Raw genomic sequence first — 20,839 nt, forward strand, 5'->3', positions numbered from 1 at the left:
GCCGTGATCTCCGCGATCAGCGAAATCGTCAACGTGGCGCGCGCCGCCGACAAGGAAGTGGACATCTGCGGCGAGATGGCTAGCGACCCCCTGGCAACGCTGCTGTTGGTCGGGATGGGTCTCGATGAGCTCAGTCTAAGCCCGCTCTTCATCCCGGTGGTGCGCAAACTGGTGCGCGAAGTGGACTACCCGACCGCCCGCTCGATTGCTCGAGAGACCCTTCAGATGGCCAGTGTTCAAGAGGTCAAAGGATACCTAATCGAACGCTACCGCGATCTGGGCTTGATGAATCTGGTTGAGATGTATCGCTAGACCTGCCGATTGCCGCCGTCTAGTATGTGTTAGGGATGCCGCGGCCGAGCGTTAAGCCCCTGGGGTAGGTTTTCTGGGTATCGGTCCGCTTGTTAAAGCCAGTAGAATTCCTGTCAACGGTAGATTTTCTGCGAGAAAGATTGACTTTTCCCCTTTGGCAGGGTTTACTCTGACCGGTCGGTTAGACCGCCTCTAACTGAGCGCGGTCGGTTAGCCTTGAGAACCACAGAGGAGTTGTAATGGTACTTTTCCTGGTTGCACTGGTCGCGGTATTTGGTATCGCGGCAGTGATCCTCTACCTGCTTTTGGGGACCAATCGCTATGGCGGGGACCGCCCAGCGCAGGCGCTTCAACTTACCGCTTCTCAGAGCGCTCTCAGCAACGGAACGCTCAAGCCGGAACCGTGCCGCACGGTACGCGTCTATTTCATCAAACCCTCCCGCTACGATGAGGAGGGTTATGTACAGTTCTACCGCTTCGGGGTCCAGCCGAATAACACGTTGACCGCGCTAGCCGCACTCAACGAGGCCTTTAACCGCAAGTACTCGGCCGAGCGCAACGTTCATCTTGAGACGGTCATCTGGGACGAGATCTGCGACGGAGTAATCAGCCCCGAAACCATCAGGGCGATCAAGGAAAAAGCCCACGAAGATGGCGTGGAACTTCTGATCGGTCTGTCCGGCGTGCAGTCCAACCAGTACCCGCGCGGTCGCGATATCGCCCTGCAGTTCAAGGCCCTGGGCGTGCCGGTGATGATGGGCGGCTTCCATGTCAGCGGCTATCCGGACTCGGTCAAGTTTCTCAACGAATGCGGTATCTCGGCGGTGGTCGGCGAAGCGGAAAATCTGTGGGGTCCGATCGTAGAGGACTTCCTGCGCGGGGAGCTTCAGCTCCGCTATTCGGTCACGGACGGAATTCGCGCCAAGACTGGACGCGATGACATCATCGTTCCGCTCATCACCGAGGCGCTGCTGCCGGTACTTGATGACCGCTACCTGACCCGCTTCTTCAACGAAACCATGACCACCATCGACACGTCGCGGGGATGCCCGTTCACGTGCTCGTACTGCAGCGTCAAGAACGTCATGGGTCGGACCATGCGCTCGCGCGAACCCAACGCGGTGGTGACCTGGGTGCGCGATGCATGCCGCAATCACGGGATTGAATCTCTGTTTCTGGTTGATGACGACTTCTTCAGGTCGCCCCGCTGGGAGGAAATTCTGACCGGTTTCATTGAGGTCAAGAAGGAGTTTCCCAAATTCTCCTTCATGATGCAGGTTGACGTCGACGCCTCCTGTTACGCCAATGTCGCGGAGGGCGAAACTGAAACCGCCAAGCATCGCCGCAGTCAGCGTTTCACGGAGCTGGCCGCCGCGGCGGGCTGCTATATGGCTTTCATCGGAATTGAATCGCTCAATCCGGACAACCTGAATTTTGCGACCAAGTATCAAAACACTGATGACCGCCACCACAAGCTCAAGCTCGAGGACGCGCGCGCGCGAGTCATCAACAAGTACCGGCGCGTGGTCCACAACTGGCACAAGGTGGGCGTGGCAGCGCACGCCGGATACATGCTCGGCTTCCCATTCGATGGGGTAGATTGCGGCCGGGTAGCCGCCCAGACCCTGAGAAAGATCGGATTCGATATAGTGTCGTTCTTCATCATGACTCCGCTGCCCGGGACCGAGGACCAGGTGCGCTACGCCCAGGAAGGCGCAATCATCGATTGGGACTTCAACAACCTCGATTCACAGCACGTGACGCTCAAGCATGAGAAGCTCGATCGGTCGAGCTGGTTGCAGGCGTACCGTGATGCGTTCATCGGCTTTTATTCGATTCCGCGGCTTCTGCACACGGTCGCCACCGTAGCCGGGGGCCGCGGCATGAGCGCGGAGGGGCGACGCTCAGTAATGCGTCAGTTTCTGTACTATTTCTTTTCTTATCGGCAGGGACGCCATCCCATGGTCGGCGGCATCTGGCCGATTCTGCGTCGCGACATTCGTCGCATCGCCATAGGCGACGAAGAAGCGCGCCGCCATTATCTGGGCGGGATGCGCTTCGACGCGATCCTGCGCGGTGAGGCGAGCGGCGGCTTTGCGACCGCCACCGCGTGATCGCAAATTCCGGCAGCCGAAATAGCTGATACTGCCGTGGTCGTTGGAGGCGGGCGTGCACGATTGAGCTTAGTGTCTGCTCATGACATACAATCGGGAAGCTCGGTCGGCAACCTGCCCGACCTTGCGCCTCGCGCGCGAAAGGAGCTAGGCATTCAGTGCCGCCACGGCCATGAGCAGCATCCCCCACCTAAACCTGATCGTCGCCGCCGCCGTCATCCTGCTACTCATCTTCGTGCCGTTTCTCCGCCGGCTGGTATTCGCGTTGCTGCGCATCGCGATCGCGGTGGTTGCAGCGTTCGTTGCGGTGGCGGGTATCTCGATGCTCATGAACAACGAGACAATCTATGAGAAGCCCGGCGCGAAAGCCCGCATCATCAGGTTCATGACGGTGGATCACGCCGCGACCAGCGAGAAAGGACTGGGTACGGCCACTTGCAAATGGGCTGACGAACCTCCCGCCCCGGCCACCATCGGACCCGCCAGATCCACTTCCGTTCCCGGCGCGGCCGCCGCCCAACCCGATTCCGGGGAACCGGAGGACGTTTATCCCGAGCTGATGACGCGCAGCTTCCCCGGCATTTCACGGCAGAAGCTGTTCGACCTGTCGCAGCAGGTCGTAAACTCGCTGGGTGGATGGAAAATCGTCAAGTCCGACCCGCACGCGGGCACACTCGACTGCGTCTACACGAGCCGGATTCTGGGGGCGGAAGATGACGTGCGGATTGCGGTTACTCCGAAAGGCGATATCGAGCTCTGCTCGCGCTCCGGCACGGAGCGTAAGGGCTCGACTTCGTTGCTGGGCGTCTTTCCAGGCGACTTCGGTGCGAACACCGGACACATCAAACAATTTTACGAAACTCTCGAACCAAAGATGGACGAGGTCTATAAGGAAGAGCAGGAGAAGGAAAATGCCAAGAAGCCGCACGGCGGTCCCTGACCGGCGCAGAAAGGTTTCCCGCGATGATTCGGGAATCGCAAATTGACTCACTCGCAAGTTTCCTGGTGCACAGCCTCGCGGCGCGCCAGATCATCAAGCCCAAAGCTGAGGAAAAGGACCTGATCGCGTGCGTGGTTGAGCTCATGTCCGCCAATTTCGAGACCGAAGCCGAGATCGACGCGGAGGCCGAGCGGATGACCGAGCAGTTGGCGCGCCAAGATTCGCGCGCAGACCCGGCACGCCTGCGTTCCATGATTCGCCAGCGCCTGGCGGAGAAGAAGGGCTTTACCCTCTAGCAAAACGGGGTGGTGTGGGTTGTCACTTGCAGCAGCCGCCGAGCAGCGCTTTCTTCGCCCAAGACTTAGATTGGGAATGGTTGCGATAGACGCACCGCAAACCCATCCCGGCGCCCGATGGGCCGGTGGTTGACGGGAACAGCTGAAATGAAACTCAGCGAAGCTAGGATTCTCTACCTGGCGCGCGAATCACTCGCTCGTCTGCGCGACGAGGGTTTGGCCGAGATACCCAACTTTGCGCTGGCGCTCCGGCAGGCGCGCGAGCTTATCGCCGAATGGAACCATCAGGGCGATGAGATCGACGCGCTGGTGCGCCGTAAAATCACCTCCATCAAGAGAGGCATTGTCGAGGGCAGCAACGAATGGACGCTGCTCTACCGGCGCTACCGCGATGAGGAATTGCGCAAGCGCGGTATCTTGCACTGATGGCGGCGGGTGGTGCGAGTATTCCGGCTGGCAAACCCGGCGAAGCTGAACTGCTGGTGCGCGCTCGCCGGGGCGCGCGAAGCCTGTTTGCAGACCTCACTCCTGGGCGCGTGCTCGACGTGCCGGCGGGCGGCGGACTGCAGACCGCGACACTAGCGGCGCTCGGGTTCCATGTGTGCTCGGTTGATCTGTTCCCGCCTGGGCTTCCGCACCCCGGCCAATTCTGGGTTTGCGCGGATGCCAACGATCCGCTTCCCTTTCGCTCCGGCGGCTTCGATTACCTGCTGTGCCGCGAAGGCATAGAACATCTGGAAGATCAGATGGGGTTCCTGCGCGAGTGTGCGCGGGTGGTCAAACCAGGAGGACGGTTGATTCTGACCACGCCCAACCTGATGCATTTGGCGGCTCGGATGAGCGCTTTTCTGACCGGCCAACGCAATCTACGCCGTGGCCTGGTTAACGAAGTTCAGACGCTGCGCGGCAAAAACGGCGCGCGCATCTACCATGGTCATGCCTTCCTGCTCGACTACTTTCGCGCACGTTACATGATTCGATTGGCGGGATTCGACAAGCTCCAAGTCTATACGGACCATCTGAGCCCCACTGCGATCGCCGCGGCACCGCTGGTGCCGTTGTTATGGATGGCGATGAAATTTTCGGTCGCGGTATCCGCGCGCACCGCGCGCAAGCCAGGGCGCAAGCAGCCATCGCGACCCGTCCTGGATGAGATCATCGGTCACGTACTGTCGCCGGCGCTGCTGTTCGGCAAGCGCATGATCATTGTGGCGGAGCGGGTTTGAAGTCCAAACGGCCGCGCTTAAGAGCGGCGTGCCACTCCAGGAAGGATTGACTTACTGCCGAGCAGGCCCGCATCCCGCCAACCCATTGTCGTGGCAGCCCTGGTGGGGACTTACGGTCTGGCGCCGGTTACAATCCCACCCATGGACGACAGCGAATTTCTAAAGGCCGCCGATGAATGCCTCGGCAAGGTCGCGAAGTGGCTGGAAGGTTTCGATCCCGATGAGGCGGACTACTCGGCCGCGGACGGCTCCGTGAGCATCGAATTTCCCGACGGTGGCAAATTCATCTTAAGCCGCCAATCGGCCACTCGTCAGGTATGGTTGGCCGCCGAAGCACACGGGTGGCACTACAATTTCGATCCTCCGGCGGAACGTTGGAAGAACGACCGGGACGGACACGACCTTTATGAACGCCTTGCTGAAGTCGTCGGTGAAAAAATTGGTCGTTCGGTGGAATTCGCAGTGTGAGCCGCGCCGAAATGAATCGAGCGGGCGCTCCTGCTATTATTACTCTACCACGACTTTTTAGAGCTAAAACTGTCATCTGAGTCTTCATTAAATCTTTCAACTGAAAATCACCCTGACTCGCCCTTGCGTTAAAAAAGCATCGCGGTAGGATTGCGGATTGGCACTCGCCTTTCGCGAGTGCCAATTGATATTCGGACGTGGTTAAACTGCCCGCGGCCGGGTGTTCCCAAAAGAGGCCAAATAACGCATCGAAACACAGCAAGGAGGCTGCGAGTCCCCAATGAAGATTAGACCACTGGGCGATCGCATACTGGTCAGGCGAATCAAGGAAGAGGAAAAGACCAAGGGCGGCATCATCATCCCCGACACGGCGAAAGAGAAGCCGCAGGAAGGGAAGGTCGTCGCGGTTGGGAAGGGTAAGACCAACGAGAAAGACGGCAAGCTCATCCCGCTCGAGGTGAAAGCGGGCGACAAGATCCTGTTCGGAAAATATTCCGGCAGCGAGATCAAGCTCGAGGGTGAAGAGCATCTCATCCTGCGCGAGGACGACATTCTCGGGATTCTCGAGTAGCTGCTCAGCTCACCCAATCAATCGGCAAAAACAAAATCTGAACCCAGGAGAAGCAAACCAATCATGCCCGCGAAAATAGTCCGTTTTTCCCAGGAGGCGCGAGAAAAGATCCAAAAAGGGGTCAACGTGCTCGCCGATGCAGTGACCGTCACGCTCGGACCCAAGGGCCGCAACGTCGTGCTCGAGAAGAGCTTCGGCGCGCCGACCGTGACCAAGGACGGCGTGACCGTGGCGAAGGAAATCGAGCTTGAAGACAGGTTCGAGAACATGGGCGCGCAGATGGTCAAAGAGGTCGCCTCGAAGACCTCCGACGTCGCCGGCGACGGCACCACCACCGCCACCGTGCTCGCGCGCTCCATCTATAGCGAAGGAATTAAGATGGTCGCGGCCGGACACGACCCGATGTCGCTCAAGCGGGGAATCGATCGCGCGGTCGAAGCGATTACCGGCGAGCTCAAGGGGCTCTCGAAGCCGACCAAGGATCGCAAGGAAATTGCGCAGGTCTGCACCATTTCCGCCAACAACGATTCGACCATCGGCGAGATCATCGCCGAGGCGATGGAGAAAGTGGGCAAGGAAGGCGTCATCACGGTCGAGGAGGCGCGGTCGCTCGAGACCCAGCTCGAAGTGGTCGAGGGGATGCAGTTCGACCGCGGCTATCTGTCGCCGTACTTCGTGACCGATCCGGAGCGGATGGAGGCGAAGCTCGAGGACGCTTACATTCTGATCCACGAGAAGAAGATCTCCTCGATGAAGGATCTGCTGCCAATCCTCGAGACCATTGCGAAGACCGGCAAACCCTTCATCCTCATCGCCGAAGATATCGAAGGCGAGGCCCTCGCGACGCTGGTCGTGAACAAGATTCGCGGCACGCTGGCGTGCGTCGCGGTCAAAGCGCCGGGCTTCGGCGACCGCCGCAAGGCGATGCTCGAAGACATCGCGATCCTCACCGGCGGCAAGCCGATCGCGGAAGAGCTCGGCATCAAGCTCGAGAACGTCACCCTTCAGGACCTCGGCCGAGCCAAGCGACTGGTCGTGGACAAGGACAACTCGACCATCATCGACGGCGCGGGCAAGAAGGCTGACATCGAAGCGCGCATCAAGCAGATTCGCGCGCAGATCGAGGAGACCACCTCTGACTACGATCGCGAGAAGCTGCAGGAGCGGCTGGCGAAGCTGGTCGGCGGGGTCGCGGTCATCCGCGTGGGCGCGGCGACGGAAGTGGAAATGAAGGAAAAGAAGGCGCGCGTCGAAGACGCGCTGCACGCGGGCCGCGCCGCTGTCGAAGAGGGGATGGTCCCTGGCGGCGGCGTCGCTCTGGTTCGCGCGGCGAGCGCCTTGGACGGGCTGCGCGCGAACGAGGGCGAAAAGGTCGGCATCGGGATCGTGAAGCGCGCGGTGGATGGGCCCGCGTGGTGGATCGCGACCAACTCCGGCTGGGAAGGCTCAGTGGTGGTCGACAAGATCAAGAACAACAAGGGGTCGTTCGGATTCAACGCGGCCAGCGAGGAGTTCGAAGATCTCACCAAGGCCGGCATCATGGATCCGACCAAGGTGGTGCGAAGCGCGCTCCAGAATGCAGCGTCAGTCGCAAGCTTGTTGCTTACGACCGAATGCATGGTTGCGGAGAAGCCCGAGGAGAACAAGCCGGCTGGGCCGGCGATGCCTCCGGGTGGCATGATGTAACCGGGACAATCCAGGCACGTAGCAAAGCGGCGGGGCCTTAACTGGGCTCCGCCGCTTTTGTTTAGCTGCATCAGTCACTCCGGGACCGCCGCGGAAATCGCTTGGAAGGGTTTGAGCGCGCGGGCTATTTTACGATCACTTGCTCGACCCGCAGCGGCTCGCCGGGGATACACTCGACCCAGGCGACCCATCCCGAATGGTCGCCGGAGTACAGGGGCGCCGGGGTTCCGCAGTAGAACGCGCGCGTCGCGCCCTGCGATACGTCGTTCCATACGTGCACGTGACCGAGCGCGATGTAGTGGTGGCGCGAGGCCGCGATCTCTTCGGCGGTAATCGGCGAAGACCGCTGCATGTCGCCATCTTCCATGAAGAATCCATGCGCCAGCGCGATATTCCACCGGTCCGGCTGCGGCGCAGGGATTCCGGACAGCGGACGGTAGTCGGGCGAATGCTCCACCATCGCGCGGCCCCAGACCCGAGTCGCGAGCTGGGGCAACTCAATCAGGCGCCCCGCCGGCTCGAGAATCAGATGCAGATTTTCGGGTAGCGCGGATGGCGCGAGCGGGGCATAAATCGATCGCTCGTCGTGCGCATCGTGATTTCCCGGGATCATGACCACCGGCATGCGCGCCTTGGCGATGGTTCCCAGCGCAAACGCGAGGCCTTCCTCGGTGACGCGGCTCGAATCAAAGAGATCTCCCACGATCAACAGCAGGTCTGCGGCCCGGGCGTTCGCCAGCTCGATCACGCTCGCGAACGCCGCGCGTACCCGCTGGCGAAGTTCCTCGCCCCGGGGTCCGGCGCCGAACGTATCGGTCTCCAGATGAACGTCGGAAGTATGCAGGAAACGCAGAGGACGATTGGGCAAATCAGGCACAGTTAGCTGCTGTCCGAATTAGATTTCTCGATACGCGGGACGTACTGTACACTCGTAAATACTAAACTTTTCTGACGCATTCCATCCGAGGGGTGAAGCTTTGATAGTCGTACTCAAACCGCACGTTACCGAAGAGCAGATCGCGACCATAGTCAAGATGGTCGAGGAGCTCGACTATCGTGCGCACGTCATTCATGGGGTGGAGCGAACCGTCGTCGCGTGCGTCGGCGAAGAACGCGGGGAGCATCAGCTCGGGCACCTGGAATCGCTGGCCTTTGTGGATCGCGTTATGCCGGTGCTGCGGTCGTTCAAGCTCGCGGCGCGCGAGGTTCGCCCCGAAGGGTCGCGGATCAAGGTCGACGGGGTGGAAATCGGCGGCAACCGTCTAGCCGTGATCGCCGGCCCCTGCGCGGTGGAGAGCAGGGAGCAGGTGGAGGCGGCGGCCGCGGGCGTCAAGCAGGGTGGAGCACATCTGTTGCGCGGGGGCGCGTTCAAGCCTCGCACTTCTCCCTATGCGTTCCAGGGGATGGAGGACGAGGGGCTCCGGTTGCTGGAGGCGGCGGGCCGTAAGGTCGGGCTTCCGGTGGTTACCGAAATCATGGATCCGCACGACATCGATCTGGTCGTCGAACATGCGGATATGCTCCAGGTCGGTGCGCGCAATGCGCAGAATTTTTCGCTCCTGCGGAGACTCGGCAGAATCAAGAAACCGGTCCTGCTGAAACGCGGGATGTCCACCAAGCTCGAGGAATTTCTGATGGCCGCCGAGTATATCCTGAGCGAGGGTAACCCCAACGTCGTGTTGTGCGAGCGCGGAATTCGCACCTTTGAGACCGCGACGCGTAACACGCTCGATTTAAATGCGGTGCCGCTGCTCAAGGAATGGACCCATCTTCCGGTGCTGGTCGATCCGAGCCACGGCACCGGCATATGGTCGCTAGTCACCCCGATGGCGCTGGCTTCGGTAGCGGCCGGCGCTGACGGATTGCTTATCGAGGTTCATCCCAATCCCTCGGCAGCCCGCTCCGACGGGCCGCAGCAGCTGAAACCCGAGCGCTTTGCGGACTTGATGAAGTCGCTTGCCCCGGTCGCCCAAGCGCTTGGCCGATCATTGTGAACGAAGAAATCGCTCGACTCGTCGCGCGCCGCCACCCTCCTTCACCGGCGGGGGCCAGTCACAAACGCCGATAGGGTTCGCCCAACGCCGAAGGCGACGCGGCCTGGCCGCCCACCGCGGCGAGCACGGCCAGGGTGAGCGCATACGGCAGCGCCAAGAAGATCTGATATGGAATGCTCGTCCCGAAAGCTTGCAGGCCGAACTGCAATGCCATCGCGGCACCAAAGAGGATTGATGCGGCGGCCAGCCCCCACGGTTTCCATCTCCCGAGGATGACAACCGCCAGAGCGACGTAGCCGCGGCCCGCCGAGATATTCTCAACGAAGGTACCCGCATATGCGAGGGTGAGATACGCGCCCCCCAGTCCGGTCAGAAGTCCCGCCACCAGCAGCGCTTGCCATCGCAGTCGATATACATCGAGCCCCAACGAATCCGCAGCTTCCGGGCGCTCACCGGCTGCGCGCAGCGAAAGTCCGTAGCGCGTCCGCCACAGCAGGTAGCCGGTGATTGGTACTAATGCGAAGGCCAGGTAAACCAGCATATTGTGGTTGAACAGAGCCCCACCCAGTATCGGAATATCGGTTAGCCTCCCAAACCGCAGCTTGGGAATCAGCGTCACGATAAAGGCCTTGCCGGTAATCCCGAAGAGTTTGCGATAGAAAACCCCGGTGACACCCAGTGCGAAGATATCGAGCGCGGTTCCGGCGACGACCTGATTCACCGTCAGGTTGACCACCAGCACTGCGAGAATCGCATTAATCGCCAGACCTGCGGCCATTCCGGCCCCCAGCCCGAGGATGGTCGAGCCGGAGAAATACGCGACCGCGAGCGCGAAGAACGCGCCACACAGCATCGCGCCCTCGATGCCGACATTGATGATCCCCGATTCCTCGACCAGCAGCTCGCCCAACGCCGCCAGCAAAATCGGCGTGGCCATCCCGATGCTCGAGCTGAGGAACGCCTCAAGCATTCGGTACCTCAGAGACTGCGCCCGCCGCCGCGACCTTGCTTCGACCCAGCGCGCTCCACAACTGGGCAAGCACGGGGGTGTCGAATGCCAGGAGGATCATGATGACCAGCGCCTGGATGACTTGCACCAGTTCCGCAGAAACCCCCTGCGCCCGCTGCATCGCTTGCGATCCATTGTCGAGCGCACCGAACAGAAGCGCGGAAGCGACGATCCCTATCGGATTGAGCCGCGCGATCAGCGCCACCGCGATCGCCTCGAAGCCCCACCCCGGTGACATCTTCTCGTAGAGACGATGAGTGATCGCCGACACCTGCACTGCCCCACCGATTCCGGCAAGTGCGCCCGACAGCGCCAGAATTGTGACCGTCAGCCGGGCGATGGGAATGCCAAAGAATGTGGCAGCACGCCGATTACGTCCCATGGCTCGCAACTGGAAGCCCACGGCGGTTTTGAACAGCAGCAGCGAACACGCAATTGCGAGCACGATCGCGATCACGATTCCCAGGTTCACGCGGCTGGGAGGAAAGAACATGTACATGTGCGCGCTTTCGGCGATTGGGGTGCTGGCGGGATAGGCGCCCGAGGCTTCGATCAGCGGACCATGCACCGACCAACTCAGCAGTTGCGCTGCGACGAAATTCATCATGATGGTGCTGATGACTTCGTTGGTATCGCGATGCGCGCGAAGCCAGCCGCAGATTCCGCCCCACGCGGCCCCACCCAAGGCCCCCGCGATCAAGATGATCGCGATCGCGAGAGGCCTCGGACATCCTTCGAGATGGGGCCCGATCGCGCCGGCTGCCAGTGCGCCCACGACGAGTTGTCCATCCGCTCCGATGTTCCACAATGCGCCCGAGAAGGAGACCGAGATAGCAAGCCCGGTGAAAATCAACGGCGTGGATTTGACCACAGTGTCGGTCAGCGCATACCAGTTGCCGAAAGCGCCCTGTGCCAGCGCCATGAAGACCCCTGCCGGCGACGCTCCCAGCGCCAGCAGCACCCCGGCGAGAATCACGCCGGCGAGCAGAATCGCGGCCACGGCACGGGCGAGCGAGGACAGAATCACGCCACCCTCGAAGGTCGTCCGCGATTCCTGGTTGCGCTCGGAACCATAGAGACGGACGAGGTTTTAAGCCGGCGACCGAACATGGAATCAGGTCCAGTTTCCCGCGATGAGCATGCCGAGCTTTTCCGCGCTGCGCTCGCTTAGATCGGTTTCGCGCACCCGCCCGGCGCTGATCACCAGCAGGCGCCCGCAAGTTTCAAGGAGTTCATCCAAATCGCTCGAGATCAGCAGCACCGCACCGCCGGCGGCGGCGAAATTGGCCAGAGTCTGGTGGACTTCCGCGGCACCCGCCAAGTCGAGGCCCCGACAGATGTTGTGCGCCACGATGACCTTGGGACCGGACGCGAGTGCACGCGCGACCGCAAGGCGCTGGCGGTTTCCTCCCGAGAGGGCGGCTGCAAGGGTCTCGGGTCCGGGCGCCCGGATCTGAAAACGACGCAGAAGTTCGGCGCACAGGTCTCTGGCGCGGGCTCGATCGAGCCATCCGCGATGGGTAGCCTGGTCGCGCAGCGGCTGTGAGAGGACCAGATTCTCCCACAGGGTCATGTCGAGAATCAGGCCGACCAAGTCGCGATTTTCGGGAATGACGGTGAGCACGGCGCGGTCCAAGTCGGTCCCGCGAACCTCGCCCGAGTCGGGACGGAGCACACCCGCCAACACCTCGACCAGTTCGGATTGCCCGTTGCCGTCCACTCCCGCCAGCCCCGCGATCTCGCCTGCCCGCAACGCCAGTGAGACCTGATCGAGAACTCGATGTCCGTCGCGGTGCAGGGTGACATTACGGATGGCGAGCGCGATGGTATTTCCGACCGACATGGGCGCGACCGCGAGCTTGGGTGGAAGGTCGCCGATCATCGCGCGTGCCAACTCGCTCGCGTTGGTCTGGGTCGCGCTGGTGCGGGCGACGACGCGGCCCCCGCGCAGAACGGTAATTCGATCGGCAACCGCCAACGCTTCGGCGAGCTTATGCGTTATCAGCACGATGATTCTGCCCTCGGCCCGCAGGCGTCGCAGCAGATCGAGAAAGGCAGTCAGCTCGCTTGGGCCTAAGACGCCGGTAGGCTCGTCGAGCATCAAGACCCGCGGCTTGAAGCTGAGTGCCCGCAGAACCTCCAGTCGCACCCGCTCCGCCATCGAGCGCTCTTCGATCGTGGTGCGCGCTGGCGGCACAGCGAAGCCAAGGCCCTGCGCAAGCATTCGGGCCTCCGATGCGATCGCAGCCAGCTCAAAACGGTCGCTGGCGAAGCCGCCAAAGGCCAGGTTCTCCTCCCACGTCATCCGCTCAAAAAGCATCGGGCTTTGATTTACCGCCGCGATCCCGGAGCTCAAGGCTGCCCGCGCAGAACCCGCTTGGAGCGCGACCCCATCGAGCAACGCGTCTCCGCCGTCCGGCCGCAGTCGTCCCGCGATGATGTTCATCAGGGTCGTCTTGCCAGCTCCGTTCTCGCCGATCAGAGCGTGAATCTCGCCGGGATGCCCCTCGAAGTCGACCCGATCGAGCGCAAGGGTCGCCCCAAACCGTTTGGTGATGTTCCTGGCGGCAAGCACCGTGTGAGCGAGGTTATATCAGGCGGCGTGAGGAGAGTTGCCCGAAGGAGCGTAGTGGTTCAACACGTACTCCACCGCCTGCTCGCGGTTCACAAGCGTGCCATCGAGCTGCAGATCCTCGACTTCTTTCAGGATCGCTTTGAAGCGCGGGCCGGGCTCGAAGCCGAGTCCTATGAGGTCATTGCCGCCCATGAGCCGTGCCGGTCGAATCTCCGCGGGCGTCATGCTGTTCATTGCCCGTCGGCAGAAATGCCAGAAGCCCAGGTACGACGAGGATGCGAAGGCATCGAGAAAAGCCACCTGCATCAGTTCCGCGAAACCATCTTCTGCCAGCATGCGCTTGAGCGTAGAGGGACGCATTCGCGGCGCCATGCAGAGGCGCAGATGGTTGCGCACCAGATAGGCGACCCGCTCCTGAACGAAGCGCGAGCGCCTGAGCCGCGCCATGATCGCGACCGCGACTTCAGCACCCCGGTCGGTGTGTCCGTAGAAGGTGACCTTGCCATCTGGCGCGACCGCGCGACACTGAGGCTTGGCGATATCATGCAGCAGAATTCCGAACGCGACCGTTTCGGCGCACCCGGGCGGCAGCATCGAGAGGGCAAGCCGCGTATGGCGGTAGACATCGCCCTCGGGATGAAAGTTCTCCGGCTGGGTGCATCCCACCATCTCAAGCACCTCCGGAACCAGCGCCCCGAGCAACCCGCACTCGCGCATGATGTCGATTCCGCGCGCGGCTCCGCCCTCGGTCATCAGCATGACCATTTCCTCTCCCACTCGTTCGGCGGCGATCATTTTGATCATCGGAGCCGCGCGCTTCATCGCCGCCCAGGTCGCGGGATCGATCGCAAAGTCCAAGCGCGCCGCAAAGCGCGCGGCACGAAGAATCCGCAGGTGATCCTCCGCGAAGCGGTCGTAAGGATTTCCAATCGCGCGGACGATTCCGGCGCGCAGATCGCGCATGCCTCCGACGAGATCGATGAATCGGTCTTCGCTCGGCTCGTAGTACATTCCGCCGATCGTGAAGTCGCGGCGAAGAGCATCCTCTTCCAGGCTGCCAAAGCGGATCGCGGAGGGCCGCCGCCCGTCGATATAAGGGGCATCGGCGCGAAACGTCGTTACCTCGAAGGGGTCACCATCGACAACCACCATGATGACCCCGAATGCCGCCCCAATCGCCACGGTACTATCGAACAGCGACTGGACTACCTCGGGGCGAGCATCGGTCGCGATATCGTAATCCTTGGGGGGCACGCCCAGGATTCGATCGCGCACACATCCACCGGCAAAAAAAGCCGCGAAGCCTTTTTCGCGCAGGCGACGAGCAATCGCGAGCGCCTTGCGCTCCTTTTCCGCCCGATTCGAATCCATGACGCGAATTTTATAGCCGGGCGAAGCAGGCGCGCCATATGTCGCGAATGGACGCCGCTGACCAAGAGGGCGTCCAAAGCTTGGCGCGATCTTTACTCGCTCGGGGGGCGGCCCAGCGTGATACCGCCGTCGACCGAGACAATCTGCCCGGTCACGTTCTTGGCGCGCTCGGAGCACAACCATGATGCGGTCCTGCCGATGTCTTCCGTGGTCTGCTCGCGCCGCAGCGGAACCATCTGGTGCACTACCGCATCGAAGGTGACGCGCGCCTTGGAATCGCCGCCGCCCATCGCGGCACCCAGATTTTCCCAGACGCGCGTGTATATGAGCCCCGGGGCCACTGCATTTACGCGAATGCCGGACGGACCGAGCTGCAGCGCCAGTGTCTTCGTATACGAGATCACCCCGGCTTTCGCCGCGGCATATGCGGCAAGGAAGGGGCTTGGAAGAATGCCGGCAATCGAGGAGGTATTGCAGATCGCGCCGCCCGCGCGCATCCGCGGCACCACCTCGCGGCATACGATATAGACCGAGTTCAAATTGAGGTCGACGTACTTTCTCCAGGTCTCGACCGCATCCCAGGAGTTTTGGCGCCCGCTCTCAAACCAGGCGCGTTCGCCGCCGCCGGCGTTGTTGCACAGCACGTCGGGATGAGCACCCAAGCGTTTGGCGGTCGCTTCGACTGCCTCATGCACCGACCTCTCATCGGTGACGTCGGCCTGGAAACCATGGACGTGTCCGGCGATGGCCGCAGGAGGGGGAGCCAGCTCGCGGTCGACGACCGCAACCTCATCGACGACCTTTTCATCGAGGAGTGCGGTTACGATCCCCAGTCCGAGTCCGCGTGCCCCTCCGGTTACGATAGCGTATTTCATGGGAGTCCTTTTGTGCCGGGGGCCGGCCAACAGAAACGGCCCACAGCAACCGTCTCTTCAATCGAGGAAACGCTACAAGACCCGCCTTGTCTCAACAAGCGAATTACCCACCGGGCAAGAGCGTCTAAATAGTTGAGACCATCGAAGATGTCGACCTTGCAAATGACTCTGATCGCGGGTGCCGTGTTTCTCGGCGATCTAACGGCGGTTGCCGCAATTGTCGCTTCTCTGTGGCTCGAGCGTAGTCTCGGCGTCAGTCGGGGGGTGGTGCTCGACTGGATCATCATCGTAGCCGCGAGCTACGGCTTGGCAGCCTGGGTAGCGGGCCACCTGCTCACCCGGAACATGGCTCGCGCCCGGACCGAGCTCGCAAACAAGCCGGACGTGCACCTGCTGGCCGATTGCCCGCACAGGTGACCTACGCGGCTTCCCGGCGCCGATCTCCGTACGTCTTCTGATACACCCGCAACAGCGCGGCGAACACCGACATGACCGCGGGTCCGAGAAAGAGGCCCAACGGACCATAAGCCTCCAGCCCCCCGGCGATACCTAGAAACAGCGCCATGGTCGGAAGCCCGGTGCCCGACCTCATCAGCAGAGGCTTGACGAAGTTGTCGATGATAGCGACTGCCAGCGAACACCACACCACCAGGACGATTCCCCAGAACAACCCCGACGCGTAGGCGAGATAAGCTGCCGCCGGCAGCCATACGATCGCCGTCCCGCCCAGGGGCAGTAAGCCTGCGCCGGCAGACAGAACCGCGAGAAATGCCCAGTATGGGACTCCGCTTACCAGCAGGCCGAACCCGATAGTCACGCCCTGGAGCAGGGCGGTAAGCATCAATCCACGGATTACTGAGGACAGCGTGGAGCGCAGCGTTTCGTAGATCGTTTCCTTGTCTTCTTCGTGCAAGGGCGTGAGCCTGCGGAGCGACTCGTAGTAGCTCTCTCCGTCGCGCAGCAGGTAGAAAAAAACCAACAGGATTATTCCGAAATCGATGATTGCACTCAGCGCGTTCCGCGCCGCGCTCGTGAGATGCTTGCCCACGTACTCGCTGGCGACCTGCGCGGCCTGCAGGGCGTATTTTGGTGCTTCGTCCTCGAGCTTGATCCGGTATCCCAGCCGGCGATTCAGGGACATCACCCACTCCGAATGCTTCATCCATTCGGTCGCATTTCCGATGTTGTTGTTGCCCACGGCGGCCGACGCATAGGCGTAAAGACTCTGCGCTTCGGTGGCGAGGCGTCCCGAGAGCCAGACCGCCGGGAGAATGACGCCCAGCGCGACCCCAAGGGTCAGGATGAGCGCGGATAGGCTGCGCCGCTTGACGACCCTATCGAGTTCCACCAGCAAAGGATGCATTACGAAGGCAATCAAGATCGCCCATGCAATCGGCGTCAGGAACGGGGCGAGCAGGACGAACAGCTCATAAGCCATGAGCGCCAGGAAAGCGAAGAAAAAAATCTGGATGATTCGCTCGCGGTCGAACATGGACGGGGGTCCCGTTGCTGCCGGCGGCAGTTTAGCAAAAGCGTCAAAGGTCGTCTCCTGTGCCGCCCTGCCGCCGCAGGCAGCCGGCGTCCGCGCTAATCCTGCCGAGCTTTTGTTCTGCGGCCGCGCCGGGTCCCGACTGTGTCTTCATGCGGAGTTGCGCCGAGTCAAAAGACCGATACGGTCTCGGTAACTAATGGACTGGAGGCCTCGACCATTCGCCCTGCCCGAATCTCTATCTCGAGCGCGAGTCCGGACATGCGCACCTTTCGCGTCTTCAGTTGGTCAGCCGCGACCTTTTGGTTTCTTCGCTGAGCTGCGCACGACGTGGTGGACGAATCGGGGGGATCATGTCCACGATACTTGGAATTGCATACCGCACCGGACCTCGCGCGGAGTTCGGTTCGTCGGCTCAGCGAGGCTCCTGCGCGTTCGCGAGAGGGACTTCGGTTGCCCGACTTGGGGAGATCTGTTACGCCTTGCTGTTGCTTGCTACGGTTTTCCAAACTCGAGCGATTCCAGGCACGTAGCTCAGCGGGAGAGCACTTCCCTGACACGGAAGGGGTCGGCGGTTCAAACCCGCCCGTGCCTACCATTCGGCCCACGCCCACGACCGTCCTCCCCTAGCTCCGACACATGTCTTCGATGCGTAGTACGCCCGCGCTGTTAGACTTCTTTAAATGAGTTCCGAACTGAGCGTCTCGGTCAACGGGGAACGCCGAACTGTCGCTCGCGGCACGCCTGTCCGCGAAGTGCTGAACGGCATCCCGAGCAGGGACCTGGTGGCGGCCAAGGTTAACGACAAGGTCGTCGACCTTAGCCGCACGCTTGAGTCCGATGCGACCGTGGAGCCGGTCTTGGCAGAGAGCCCGGGCGGACTCGACGTCATCCGCCATTCGACGGCGCATCTGATGGCGATGGCGGTGCAGCAGCTCTACCCGGGAACCCAGGTAACAATCGGCCCGGTTATCGAGGACGGGTTCTACTACGACTTTGCGCCCAAGACACCGTTTACTCTCGAGGACCTGCCGAAGATCGAAGCCCGGATGAAGGAGCTCGCTAAGGCGGACTTCAAGATCGAAAGGGTTGAAGTGTCCCGCGCCGAGGCGATCAAGACGTTCGACGCGATGGGCGAGAAGTACAAGGTCCAAATCATCGAGGAGAACATTCCGGAGTCAGAGGTCGTCTCGATCTACAAGGAAGGCGACTGGATGGATTTGTGCCGCGGTCCGCACGTGCCCTCAACGCGCTACCTGCGCGCATTCAAGCTGCTCTCGGTGGCGGGCGCATACTGGAAGGGCGATGAGCACAACGAGATGCTCTCGCGCATCTACGGCACCGCGTTCGCATCGAAGGAGGCGCTGGACGAGCATCTGAAGTTGCTGGAACTCGCGCGCACGCGGGACCATCGCAAAATCGGTCGCGAGATGGAGCTGTTCTTCTTCGATCCGATCTCGCCCGGTTGTCCGTTCTTCATGCCCAAGGGCACGATCATCCTGAACGAGTTGATCGACTACGTTCGCCGACTGTACCGGCGGTCCGGCTACAGCGAAGTGGTCACGCCCCAGGTGTTCCGCAACCAGATGTTCAATACATCAGGTCACTGGGACAACTTCCGCGAGAACATGTTTCTCTCGCCCGACCCGGAGGCGGAGGGCAGCGATGCGCACACGGTCGACACCGGACCTGAAGGATGGCGGCGGGGATACGGACTGAAGCCCATGAACTGCCCGGGGCACACCTTTGTGTATCGCGCGGAGAAGCGTTCGTATCGCGACCTGCCGATTCGGCTCGCCGAGTTCACCGGCCTGCATCGCGCCGAGCGCTCGGGCGTCCTGCACGGACTATCCCGCGTCAGGTTGATGCATCAGGATGATGCGCACATCTTCTGCCGCGAGGATCAAATCGAGGACGAGTTCGCGCGCAACATCGAGATGGTGCGCGAGGTTTATTCGACGCTGGGTTTTGAGAAGGTCGAGTTCAAGCTCGCGACGATGCCGGATCAGCACCTCGGGACCGAGGCACAATGGCATGAGGCAGAAGAGAAGCTTGCCAACGCCATGCGTCGCAACGAGATCCCGTTCGAGATGAACCCCAGGGAAGGAGCGTTTTACGGACCCAAAATCGAAATCTATGTTCCCGATGCGCTCAAGCGGAAGTGGCAGGTCGCGACGATCCAGCTTGACTATTTCCTGCCCGAGCGCTTCGGGCTGAGCTACACCGCCAGCAGCGGCGCGGAAGAGCGCCCGGTGATGATCCATCGCGCGATCCTTGGATCGCTGGAGCGCTTCATCAGCGTGCTGCTCGAGCATACCGGCGGCGTGCTTCCCTTCTGGCTCGCGCCGGAGCAAGTCCGAGTGCTGTCGCTAAGCGAGAAGGTTGAGTCGTACGCCGTCGAATTGACCAGCATGCTGCGCAAGGCCGGCTATCGGGCGGAGTCAGATATCCGTAACGAAAAGCTGGGGTTCAAAGTAAGAGAGGCGGAGCTTGCGAAAGTCCCGTATATGGTGGTGGTAGGGGAGCGCGAGGCCGCCGCCCGCAGCGTGTCGTTGCGCAAGCTGCGTGGCGAGAAGAGCCAAGCCCTCACGGTTGAAAACTTAATCGAAATGATGCGAAAAGAGCGGTTGCCGGCCTAATCCAATAAGGTCCGGCTTACAAGCCGGAGGAGGTGTCATATTCGTCGAGATTTTAGAATCCCCCCATCGAGAGAGCCCGCGATCCGGGTCAATCGCCTGATTCGCGCACCTGAAGTCCGGGTGATCGATTCGGACGGCTCGCAAATCGGAATTCTTCCCCTCGCCGAAGCGCTGCGCACTGCGGAAAACCGGGGCCTTGACCTGGTCGAAGTCTCGGCGACGGCAAAACCGCCGGTCTGCCGCGTTACGGATTTTGACAAGTATCGCTACTCGCTAAAGAAGAAGCAGCACGACTCCAAGCGGCACTCCGGGGCCCACACCATCAAGGAAGTCAAGATGGGCGCGCGCACCGCCGAGCACGATGTGGGCTTCAAAGTTAAGCACATCCGACGCTTTGTTGAGGAGGGCCAGCGTGTTAAGCTCTCGGTCTCGTTTCGCGGCCGCGAAATAACCCATCCTGAATTGGGGCGGAGTCTCATCGACAAGGTTCTCCTCGAGGTGCAGGATGTGGCACAGCCGGACGGGGGAACCCGGATGGAAGGCAGGAACATGTCGGTCCTGCTGACGCCGCGATAGGAATTTGCAAGCAAAGCACGTCACCGATGCCTAAGATCAAAACCAACCGCGCAGCCGCCAAGCGTTTCAAGGTGACCAAAGGCGGCAAGGTCAAGTACAAGAAGGGCTATTCGCGCCACCACGCGTGGGCGAAGAATCGCGGTCGCAAGCGGCGGCTGCGTATGCCCGGCATTCTCAAGAAGACCGAGGGCGAAGTCGTGAAGACCTTGCTGCCGTACGCGTAACGCGGCGGAGCGCTCAACTCCGCAGAATCCTCGGGAAGGATGTATCTCACATGCCTCGCGCCAAGGGTGGCCCCAAGACCCGCCGCCGCCACAAACGCCAACTGAAACTCGCCTCCGGGTTCGTCGGGGGGCGCAAGCTGTATCGTCAGGCTCGCAGCACCTTCGAGAAGGGGTTGACCTACGCCTACCGCGACCGCAAGCAAAAGAAGCGGGTATTTCGCGCCCTGTGGGTCCAGAGAATCAACGCGCTGGCGCGCGAGCATGGCATTTCCTACAGCAAGTTGATGGACGGGCTCAAGAAGGCGGGCGTGGCGGTCGATCGCAAACAGCTCGCGGCGCTTGCCAAGGACCGTGACGGATTGTTTACCGAGCTGGTGCGCGCCGCCAAGAACGCGCTCGGCCTAAAAGCAGCCTGAAGCCGCGCCGTTCGGGGCACGCACCAAGAAACCATGTGGAGTTCCACATGGTTTTTTG

22 protein-coding genes and 1 tRNA gene are annotated in these 20,839 nt (G+C 61.4%); 16 read left to right on the forward strand and 7 right to left on the reverse strand.

Features of this window, described 5'->3' with window-relative positions; translation table 11 throughout:
* The 9 genes from VGI36_13875 to groL all read left to right on the forward strand — a co-directional run.
* On the forward strand, window positions 1-312 hold a 312-nt coding region (locus VGI36_13875; GenBank protein HEY2486235.1), incomplete at its 5' end, for a putative PEP-binding protein.
* A 239-nt stretch (window positions 313-551) separates the two neighbouring features.
* Window positions 552-2,426, forward strand: coding sequence for a radical SAM protein (locus VGI36_13880; GenBank protein ID HEY2486236.1), 1,875 nt, complete (start codon window positions 552-554; stop codon window positions 2,424-2,426).
* A 172-nt stretch (window positions 2,427-2,598) separates the two neighbouring features.
* Entirely contained in the window at window positions 2,599-3,366 is a 768-nt protein-coding gene (locus VGI36_13885) for a DUF1499 domain-containing protein (protein HEY2486237.1), read from the forward strand.
* A gap of 23 nt (window positions 3,367-3,389) precedes the next feature.
* Entirely contained in the window at window positions 3,390-3,662 is a 273-nt protein-coding gene (locus VGI36_13890; GenBank protein HEY2486238.1) for a DUF507 family protein, read from the forward strand.
* Between the two features lie 147 nt (window positions 3,663-3,809).
* Window positions 3,810-4,088, forward strand: a complete 279-nt coding sequence (locus VGI36_13895; protein HEY2486239.1) for a DUF507 family protein — start codon at window positions 3,810-3,812, stop codon at window positions 4,086-4,088.
* Window positions 4,088-4,888: a class I SAM-dependent methyltransferase gene (locus tag VGI36_13900; GenBank protein ID HEY2486240.1), complete on the forward strand. Its 801-nt coding sequence runs from the start codon at window positions 4,088-4,090 to the stop codon at window positions 4,886-4,888. Before VGI36_13895 ends, VGI36_13900 begins: the two co-directional genes overlap by 1 nt.
* Before the next feature lie 141 nt (window positions 4,889-5,029).
* Window positions 5,030-5,356, forward strand: coding sequence for an iron donor protein CyaY (gene cyaY / locus VGI36_13905; protein ID HEY2486241.1), 327 nt, complete (start codon window positions 5,030-5,032; stop codon window positions 5,354-5,356).
* Between the two features lie 280 nt (window positions 5,357-5,636).
* The gene (gene groES / locus VGI36_13910; GenBank protein HEY2486242.1) at window positions 5,637-5,927 is read left to right on the forward strand and encodes a co-chaperone GroES; all 291 of its coding nucleotides are present in this window, start codon (window positions 5,637-5,639) and stop codon (window positions 5,925-5,927) included.
* A 63-nt stretch (window positions 5,928-5,990) separates the two neighbouring features.
* Window positions 5,991-7,613, forward strand: a complete 1,623-nt coding sequence (groL, locus tag VGI36_13915) for a chaperonin GroEL (GenBank protein HEY2486243.1) — start codon at window positions 5,991-5,993, stop codon at window positions 7,611-7,613.
* A 124-nt stretch (window positions 7,614-7,737) separates the two neighbouring features.
* Here groL and VGI36_13920 read toward each other — a convergent pair whose 3' ends face one another.
* On the reverse strand, window positions 7,738-8,490 hold the full coding sequence (locus VGI36_13920) for a DNA repair exonuclease (protein ID HEY2486244.1): 753 nt from the start codon (window positions 8,488-8,490) through the stop codon (window positions 7,738-7,740).
* A gap of 100 nt (window positions 8,491-8,590) precedes the next feature.
* Between VGI36_13920 and aroF the strand changes: the two genes are divergently transcribed.
* A complete protein-coding gene (aroF, locus tag VGI36_13925; protein ID HEY2486245.1) occupies window positions 8,591-9,607 on the forward strand; it encodes a 3-deoxy-7-phosphoheptulonate synthase in 1,017 nt (338 codons plus the stop codon).
* Window positions 9,608-9,665: 58 nt separating this feature from the next.
* Here the strand turns inward: aroF and VGI36_13930 are convergent, their stop codons facing one another.
* From VGI36_13930 to VGI36_13950, 5 genes are all read right to left on the reverse strand, one after another.
* Complete coding sequence (locus VGI36_13930) at window positions 9,666-10,577, reverse strand: ABC transporter permease (protein ID HEY2486246.1); 912 nt, start codon at window positions 10,575-10,577, stop codon at window positions 9,666-9,668.
* Window positions 10,570-11,643 (reverse strand): ABC transporter permease, encoded by a 1,074-nt coding sequence (locus VGI36_13935; GenBank protein ID HEY2486247.1) that lies wholly within the window; start codon window positions 11,641-11,643, stop codon window positions 10,570-10,572. Before VGI36_13935 ends, VGI36_13930 begins: the two co-directional genes overlap by 8 nt.
* Before the next feature lie 87 nt (window positions 11,644-11,730).
* Window positions 11,731-13,191: an ATP-binding cassette domain-containing protein gene (locus VGI36_13940; protein HEY2486248.1), complete on the reverse strand. Its 1,461-nt coding sequence runs from the start codon at window positions 13,189-13,191 to the stop codon at window positions 11,731-11,733.
* Between the two features lie 18 nt (window positions 13,192-13,209).
* On the reverse strand, window positions 13,210-14,562 hold the full coding sequence (locus VGI36_13945; GenBank protein ID HEY2486249.1) for a CCA tRNA nucleotidyltransferase: 1,353 nt from the start codon (window positions 14,560-14,562) through the stop codon (window positions 13,210-13,212).
* Between the two features lie 92 nt (window positions 14,563-14,654).
* On the reverse strand, window positions 14,655-15,437 hold the full coding sequence (locus VGI36_13950) for an SDR family NAD(P)-dependent oxidoreductase (GenBank protein HEY2486250.1): 783 nt from the start codon (window positions 15,435-15,437) through the stop codon (window positions 14,655-14,657).
* A gap of 147 nt (window positions 15,438-15,584) precedes the next feature.
* Between VGI36_13950 and VGI36_13955 the strand changes: the two genes are divergently transcribed.
* Window positions 15,585-15,854, forward strand: coding sequence for a hypothetical protein (locus tag VGI36_13955; protein ID HEY2486251.1), 270 nt, complete (start codon window positions 15,585-15,587; stop codon window positions 15,852-15,854).
* Between the two features lies 1 nt (window position 15,855).
* Here the strand turns inward: VGI36_13955 and VGI36_13960 are convergent, their stop codons facing one another.
* On the reverse strand, window positions 15,856-16,929 hold the full coding sequence (locus VGI36_13960) for an AI-2E family transporter (protein ID HEY2486252.1): 1,074 nt from the start codon (window positions 16,927-16,929) through the stop codon (window positions 15,856-15,858).
* Between the two features lie 520 nt (window positions 16,930-17,449).
* Here VGI36_13960 and VGI36_13965 point away from each other — a divergent pair.
* The 5 genes from VGI36_13965 (at window position 17,450) to rplT (ending at window position 20,781) form a co-directional block, all read left to right on the forward strand.
* Window positions 17,450-17,524 (forward strand) — tRNA-Val (locus VGI36_13965).
* Window positions 17,525-17,609: 85 nt separating this feature from the next.
* Entirely contained in the window at window positions 17,610-19,565 is a 1,956-nt protein-coding gene (thrS, locus tag VGI36_13970; protein ID HEY2486253.1) for a threonine--tRNA ligase, read from the forward strand.
* Window positions 19,566-19,646: 81 nt separating this feature from the next.
* Window positions 19,647-20,141: a translation initiation factor IF-3 gene (gene infC, locus VGI36_13975; GenBank protein HEY2486254.1), complete on the forward strand. Its 495-nt coding sequence runs from the start codon at window positions 19,647-19,649 to the stop codon at window positions 20,139-20,141.
* 26 nt (window positions 20,142-20,167) lie between these two features.
* Complete coding sequence (rpmI, locus tag VGI36_13980) at window positions 20,168-20,365, forward strand: 50S ribosomal protein L35 (GenBank protein ID HEY2486255.1); 198 nt, start codon at window positions 20,168-20,170, stop codon at window positions 20,363-20,365.
* A gap of 50 nt (window positions 20,366-20,415) precedes the next feature.
* Window positions 20,416-20,781, forward strand: coding sequence for a 50S ribosomal protein L20 (gene rplT, locus VGI36_13985; protein HEY2486256.1), 366 nt, complete (start codon window positions 20,416-20,418; stop codon window positions 20,779-20,781).
* Window positions 20,782-20,839: the final 58 nt, after the last annotated feature.

Source organism: Candidatus Binataceae bacterium (genome assembly GCA_036495685.1).
GTDB lineage: Bacteria > Desulfobacterota > Binatia > Binatales > Binataceae > JAFAHS01.